This is a genomic window from Aquimonas sp. (assembly GCF_044377145.1).
GTDB lineage: Bacteria > Pseudomonadota > Gammaproteobacteria > Xanthomonadales > Xanthomonadaceae > Aquimonas.
The window spans coordinates 1-6599 of the sequence record NZ_JBILJQ010000133.1 but is presented as its reverse complement, the minus strand read 5'-3'; the positions used below and the strand labels follow the sequence as shown (position 1 = coordinate 6599).

The window sequence follows — 6599 nt, the reverse complement described above, 5'->3', positions numbered from 1 at the left end:
GGCCATCGAGGCCGTCGAGCAGGCCGGCGATGAAAACCGCAATGGCCGCGTTGGTGAAGTCGCCATTGCTCGCGGCGATGATTGCGTAGAAACCTGCAAACAGACCGCCGGTGGTAAGCAGATTCGGCAGCAGATAGATGCTGCGCCGCGGCGGCGGGCGCTGGATGTCGGCGCTGGGGCCGGGCTCGGTGGCGGTCATGGGCAGGGCTCGCAAGACGGGGCGCGGCAGCAGTGCCGGCCGGAACCGCCAGAGTGTACTTGAGCGGCCCGCCGGGTTCGTCCGTCGGCTGCGCCTTGTCAAGGCTGGGCGCGGGTGCTACCAAGGGCGCCTGTCTATTCTGCGGATTCCTCCCATGAGCCACCTCGCCGCCCTTGTCCGTCCGTTTGCCCTGCTGTTGCTGTGTTCGCTGGCGGCCAACGCCGATGCCACCGAGGTTTACCGCTGGAAGGATGCCAACGGCGTGACCCACTACGGCGAGCGCCCGCCCGAGGGTACCGAGGCCGAAGAAGTCACGATTCGCAAAGCGCCGCCGGTGACGCCCGCGGAGGCGGTCACAGCGACCGACGAACCCGCCGAGCCGGTGGACGAGAGCAACATGAGCGCGGACGAGCGTGCCGAAGTCGCTCGCCAGCGCGCCATCGAAGCCGCCGCGGAAGCGCGCCGTCAGGCTCGCGAGGTCGCCTGTGCACGGGCGCGCCAGAACCTGCAGGTGCTGCGCCAGAACAACTACGTCAGCCTGCGCGACGGTGACACCACCCGCACCCTGGATGCCGCCGAGCGCGATCAGCAGATCGCCGAGAACGAGGCCGCCGAGACCACCCATTGCTCGCCCGAGACCGAACCCAGCAACTGATCAGAGCCCGCAGCCGCGGGTGTGTCCGGCCGGCGCTGCCGCTACAATCGGCGCCCCCTCGCTTGCTGCCGGATAGCCCATGCGCCTGTCGCACTTCCCGATCACCACCGCCAAGGAAACTCCGGCCGACGCCGAGATCGTCAGCCATCAGCTGATGCTGCGGGCCGGCATGGTGCGCAAGCTGGGCGCCGGTTTGTACACCTGGACGCCGATCGGCCTGCGTGTGCTGCGCAAGGTTGAGGCCGTGGTGCGCGAGGAAATGAACCGCGCCGGTGCAGTTGAAGTGCTGATGCCCTCTATCCAGCCGCGCGAGCTGTGGGAAGAGACCGGCCGCTGGGAAAAATTCGGCGGCCAGCTGCTGAAGATCAAGGACCGCAAGGAAGCCGAGTACTGTTACGGCCCGACCCACGAGGAAGTCATCACCGACTACGCTCGCGCTGAACTGTCGAGCTACAAGCAGCTGCCGCGCAACTACTACCAGATCCAGACCAAGTTCCGCGACGAGATCCGCCCGCGCTTCGGCGTGATGCGCGCGCGCGAGTTCCTGATGAAGGACGCCTACTCCTTCCATGTCACTCCCGAGTGCCTGGAGCGCGAGTACTGGAACATGTTCCGTGCCTACGAGCAGATCTTCACCCGTCTCGGCCTGAACTTCCGCGCCGTGATGGCCGATTCCGGCGCGATCGGCGGTAACGCCTCGCAGGAGTTCCACGTGCTGGCGGACGCTGGCGAGGATCTGCTCGCCTACTCCGACGGCAGCGACTACGCCGCAAATGTGGAGAAAGCCGAAGCGCTGGCGCCGGCCGGGCCGCGCCCGGCTGCAACTGAGGCGATGAGCAAGGTCAGCACGCCGACCCAGAAAACCTGCGAAGACGTCGCTGCGCTGCTGGGTCTGCCCCTGCAGCGCACGGTCAAATCGGTTGCCGTGGTCGGCGAGCAGGGCTTCGTGCTGGTGCTGCTGCGCGGCGATCACAGCGTGAATGAGATCAAGCTCAGCAAGCTACCGGGCCTGGCCGATTACCGGCTGGCCACCGAGGCCGAAATCAAGGCCACGCTGGGCGCCGACCCCGGCTTTCTCGGCCCGATCGGTGGCGTGAAGCCGTTCGAGCTCGTTGTCGACCGCGAGGTCGCGGTGCTGGCCGATTTCGTCTGCGGCGCCAACGAAAACGGCTTCCATCTGCGCGGAGTGAATTTTGGCCGCGACCTGCCCGAGCCCGCACGCGTGGCTGATGTGCGCAGCGTGGTGGCTGGCGACCGTGCCCCGGACGACAGCGGCGAGCTCAAGCTGGCCCGCGGCATCGAAGTCGGCCATGTGTTCCAGCTCGGCCAGAAATACGCCGAGGCCATGAGCGCGACGGTGCTGGACGAGCAGGGCAAGACCCGCACCATGTACATGGGCTGCTACGGCATCGGCGTCAGCCGCATCGTCGCCGCCGCCATCGAGCAGAATTTCGACGCCAACGGCATCGTCTGGCCGGAACCGATGGCTCCGTTCCAGGTGGCCGTCTGCATCATCAACCCGAAGAACGACCCCAAGGTCGCCGAAGCCGCCGAAGCCCTGTACTTGAAGCTGCTGACCGAGGACATCGAAGCCGTCCTCGACGACCGCGGCCTGCGCCCCGGCGTGATGTTCTCCGACATCGAACTGATCGGCATCCCGCACCGGGTGGTGGTGTCCGAGCGCGGGCTCAGCGCGGGCACCTACGAATACCGCGCGCGCCGGGCCAGCGAAAGCGAGAACCTGGATGAGGCTGCGTTGATGGAGCGCTTGATCGAGTCAGACTCGGCGATTTGAGCAACAAGGCATGGGGCCCTTGCGGGGGGCGTGGCCGTCGACAGTTCCCGGACATTACGCTGCGTCTTCAGCGTGCCCGCGATCGACGTGGGCGCGATCAACGCGTCCGCCGGGTGCGAAGCGAAGCCCGCGCAAACACCGCGAATGTCATGTCAGTGATTCTGGGCGGGTGCGACATCGCAAGCGGCCTCGGGGCCGCGAAGCCAAGGCGAGGACGCACAACTTGGGAGCTGCAGGGCTGGGGTGATGTCGGGTGCATGGCTTTCGGCGCGGACGGTGTCGAAGGCCCGTTGTGCGTCGAGAAGAGAACGGCTCGCGTTGTGCCGCGCCTCGACGCGCTCGGTCTCCTGGAGGTGTCGCAGATCCGCATGCGCGATGGCGAAGAGTGGCGGTCCCGAGTCGCGGTGAAGCGTGTGAAGCAAGCGTTCTGGGCGAGAGTCGGGCTCATCCACGGGTTCTTCGCCGTACTGAAAGCGCGCAAGCGCTGCGGAGGGCAGTCCTCGTGGCGGAAAGCTCGGTCAGAAGGCCCGGCAAGACCTCGCGTCCGACCAGCAGCGCTGACCGATTGTGCAGGATGTATTCGTCCGGGACCCTGCAGTTAGTCTTCATCGGACGCGGCTCCGATTTCTTCACCTTTGCTGTATTGGATGATCCGATCGACAGAGCCATCCGGGCGATAGAAGGTGAAGGCCCCATGGCGCTTGCCGCTCTCATACCTGCCCTCGATTGCCAGTCCGTGATCAGACCACACGCGGAACTCGCCATGCAGTTGTCCGCAGGAGCGGTAGAAGCCTCGCCAATCACCGGCGTCGTAGGCGCCAGCCTCAGCGCTTAGGTCGGGATGGCAGTCCAGCTCGGGCCCAAGTTCGGAGCGAAGTTGCCCTGGCTGCGGGTCAAACTCATTGAATGCGGCAACACCGACCACAATCAACAGGGTTGTTGCAAGAATCGCCCACGCGAGAACTACACGTTGCAACATGGAGACTAACGCCTGAGTTAAGCCGCGCCGCGAAGCGGCCTCGGCTTTGACGAATTGTTGAACGAAGCCGCTACGCGGCAGATTGATCCACCCTCGACTCGCGCACCCGGTCGGTGCGTGCGCCGTCTGGCGGTTTTTGCGCTGCGAGGGTATCGCTGTGAACGCATCCGATCAATCCGAACCCGCATCCAACTCTTCGTCGACCGACTTCCACACCGAAATGCAGCGCGCGCTGCGGCGTCAAGGCTTGAGCGAGGTCACGCGCGCGCGCTACGCGCGGACTGTGCGGCGGCTGGGGGCGAGAACCTGCCCTTTCGCTACCGCGGACGCGATGACCGCCGAACTGCGCACCCGCAGCCTGCCCGGCGCCGACTTCCAGTGGCTGCTGCTCGCGCACGTGCTGCCGCGCGGATTCCCGTGCTGTCGCAGCTACGGCCTGCTGCATCACCGACGCAACGTTCTGCTGCAGCGTGTGCAACTGATGCTGCGTGTCGTGCTGCCACCGGCCGCGTCGCGATCACGCAGAGCGCTGCTATGTCGGAACCGCGGGCAGCCGATGCGGATTCGGCCTGCCGCTCCGCCACGGCCTTGCATCGAAAGCGTCCAAACGCCCACGCCTGCAGAGGCTCACGGCACGGTGTAGATCACCGGCCGACGCAGGCAGCGAAACCGCGCGGTGACGCGCGTGGAAGCAACTCGCGCCGAATGCGCGGGGTAGACGGGAAAGTCGTCGAGTTGCCGGGGAGAAACACCGCCCCACTCGCGGGAATGAGGCTTGAGGACCGTGAAGTCACCCCGTCCGCATCGCAATCGGCATCGCACCGGCCAGAGCCTGAGGATCTCTTTCCATAACAAAGGTCGAAGACCGCCACCGGGCTTGTTCAACCACCGGATCAAATCGCGGCTGCGCGCGGTCTATCCTCATACGTTGGGGGGACAACTCAGAGCGCGCGATTCATGTCGATGTCGAACCCTGCTGCCTTCATCTCGCGAGCCAATCGAAACTTCCATGCACCGGCTTCATCGAGTGGCACAAAAAGAACACCTGAGTAGTCTGATGGGATCTCAACGCCCTCCCGATACAGGGCGCACACGCGATTCCGGCCAAGTCGACCGATAAAGTACCCGAGCTCAAACAAGACGTTTTGACGTGCTCTGGGGCGATAGTCGTCAACATTCGAGGCTATCGTTCCACCCCGATCATCTGCGGTGAGCAGCACAACGGCAAACGGAACGTCAGAGTGATCAACAAACTTTTCAATGATTGTTCGGCCTTGATCCGGCTGCTCATGGAGAATGAGCGGCGAGATGCCAAGCTTCTCAAGGAAGCGCGCGGTCCCTTCCAGTATGGCGGTGTCATGACCGTGGACAAGAAAGGCCTGGTTGCTATTTGGCCTGTGTCCGGGCTCTGAAACCTTGACTCTTGTGCTCGTCCCAGGCGGCGAATCAAGCGATATCTCGGTATCCAGAACTTCCGACAATCCTTCGAGGACAGTCAATTGCTTCTGTAGATTCGCAGCCCTCTGACGCTCCCAAAAGGCCTCACTTGCGTTAACCGGGAATGCCCCATAACGCCCGATGTCCATCACAGCGGAAAGGTTTGGTGATAGTGAACCGAAAGTTTTGGTCAAGTAGTCTCGTGCGACGGTGCACCAAGCTTGGTAGTCATCAGCCTTGACAGGCGGTGACCCCAGGAGATTATTGCCCTTATCAACCAGTTTTCCGATCAGAATCAGACCCTGCTCGGGCGTCACGGATGGCAAGACTTCGACTGATCGGGTTTTGTTGCTTCTATTTGCCATCAGAGCACCATAGGGATTGATTTTTCAGCCCAACGCGTGAGCTAAGTGGCCACATCAATCGCGAAGCGATTGGTTGGTCCGCTTGAGCGAATAGTTAGAATCAACTAGGCCGCTCGAACAGCAGATCAATACAGCCCCGGAAGAAGGGGTGCCGCGCGGAGAAACGTAATCAAAATGCACGGCGCCCCACCACTCGGAAGCCTTATGAGCTAGAAGGCGGACGCTACTGCGGCTTGGGCAGCCCGGAACGCGAAGACATTGGAGTCGTGGTTCGCGTCAGTGGAAATGCGACCGAGCTCTGAGGCCTGTCCCCATACAATCGTGGGTCGCTGAAAAGGTTTACCAGTGACGCTGAAACTCAGCTTCCCCGAAACGGTCCCGGTCTCTCGGCCGGGCAGTCTGTTACAGCCAGCGCCCCAGCCCTGTCGGGTGTACTCACCTTGGTAGGTGACAGTCATTCGCGCGGTATCGCCATCCAACTGCCCCGACACATCGACAATTCGAACGGTTGCCTCGAGGGTATCGCCGGGGCAATCCGTCTTGACCCCAAGAACGCGGGTCTCCCCGCGCCTATCTTCACTGGCGCTGCCTTGTCGCCCATCAATGCGGCCAGCCAAGTCTTCGACAGGACCCGCCAACACGCACTGAGTTCCAAGAACGCCGATCACCACGCAACAAAAAGCGATGCGATTCATTGTTGAATCCTTGTGATAGCACTGGAAAACGGACAAACGTCAGCTGACGCGCAAGGGGCACTCTTCAAGTTAGGTGGTGCAGGTCGCGCCCGGGCGCACCAGCGCGCAGAGTCTAACTCAATGTAGACGTCAAAGTGACGTCTGATCTGTAGTACAACTCGCGCGCCTGAGCGCCCGCCCTATGAAACTTCTTAACCAAATCAAAACCTTACGCCGATCCGATCCGATCCGTTCCGCTCCGCTCGCGCTGTCGCCTAATCTGGCCGTCCGCGCCCGAGCCGCATTGAGCCCCATGGCAAGCCACTGCAATCCGCAACCGGCAACCCGCTTCAAGTCCCGCACCCGCCACCCTACGTGTCAACCTCCTACCCAACAGTTGTTCTCGGTTTTTATAGATAACAATTGTGGGGCGGTTTGAGGAGGTTTCAGTGAGCAAGGCAGGCATCGAAGTGGAGACAGATCCGCAGCTTGAAC

The 6599-nt window shown here is 62.8% G+C and carries 6 protein-coding genes; 3 read left to right on the top strand and 3 right to left on the bottom strand.

The window, feature by feature from the left end:
* On the bottom strand, nucleotides 1-199 hold a 199-nt coding region (locus ACIQ7H_RS21445; RefSeq protein WP_395795401.1), incomplete at its 3' end, for a CDP-alcohol phosphatidyltransferase family protein.
* A gap of 154 nt (nucleotides 200-353) precedes the next feature.
* Here ACIQ7H_RS21445 and ACIQ7H_RS21440 point away from each other — a divergent pair.
* Together ACIQ7H_RS21440 and ACIQ7H_RS21435 are read left to right on the top strand one after the other, a co-directional pair.
* Nucleotides 354-854: a DUF4124 domain-containing protein gene (locus ACIQ7H_RS21440; protein ID WP_395795399.1), complete on the top strand. Its 501-nt coding sequence runs from the start codon at nucleotides 354-356 to the stop codon at nucleotides 852-854.
* 79 nt (nucleotides 855-933) lie between these two features.
* Complete coding sequence (locus tag ACIQ7H_RS21435) at nucleotides 934-2649, top strand: proline--tRNA ligase (protein WP_395795397.1); 1716 nt, start codon at nucleotides 934-936, stop codon at nucleotides 2647-2649.
* 598 nt (nucleotides 2650-3247) lie between these two features.
* On the opposite strand, the gene ACIQ7H_RS21430 is transcribed toward ACIQ7H_RS21435, so the two are convergent.
* On the bottom strand, nucleotides 3248-3628 hold the full coding sequence (locus ACIQ7H_RS21430) for a toxin-antitoxin system YwqK family antitoxin (protein WP_395795395.1): 381 nt from the start codon (nucleotides 3626-3628) through the stop codon (nucleotides 3248-3250).
* Between the two features lie 220 nt (nucleotides 3629-3848).
* Between ACIQ7H_RS21430 and ACIQ7H_RS21425 the strand changes: the two genes are divergently transcribed.
* The gene (locus tag ACIQ7H_RS21425) at nucleotides 3849-4271 is read left to right on the top strand and encodes a transposase (RefSeq protein ID WP_395795403.1); all 423 of its coding nucleotides are present in this window, start codon (nucleotides 3849-3851) and stop codon (nucleotides 4269-4271) included.
* A gap of 298 nt (nucleotides 4272-4569) precedes the next feature.
* On the opposite strand, the gene ACIQ7H_RS21420 is transcribed toward ACIQ7H_RS21425, so the two are convergent.
* Nucleotides 4570-5430: a TIR domain-containing protein gene (locus tag ACIQ7H_RS21420; RefSeq protein WP_395795393.1), complete on the bottom strand. Its 861-nt coding sequence runs from the start codon at nucleotides 5428-5430 to the stop codon at nucleotides 4570-4572.
* Between the last annotated feature and the right edge of the window lie 1169 nt (nucleotides 5431-6599).

Excerpts from the sequence above, each read along its gene's own strand:
- ACIQ7H_RS21440 (WP_395795399.1), top strand. The coding sequence starts at position 354 with ATGAGCCACCTCGCCGCCCTTGTCCGTCCGTTTGCCCTGCTGTTGCTG.
- ACIQ7H_RS21435 (WP_395795397.1), top strand. The coding sequence starts at position 934 with ATGCGCCTGTCGCACTTCCCGATCACCACCGCCAAGGAAACTCCGGCC.
- ACIQ7H_RS21430 (WP_395795395.1), bottom strand. The coding sequence starts at position 3,628 with ATGTTGCAACGTGTAGTTCTCGCGTGGGCGATTCTTGCAACAACCCTG.
- ACIQ7H_RS21425 (WP_395795403.1), top strand. The coding sequence starts at position 3,849 with ATGCAGCGCGCGCTGCGGCGTCAAGGCTTGAGCGAGGTCACGCGCGCG.
- ACIQ7H_RS21420 (WP_395795393.1), bottom strand. The coding sequence starts at position 5,430 with ATGGCAAATAGAAGCAACAAAACCCGATCAGTCGAAGTCTTGCCATCC.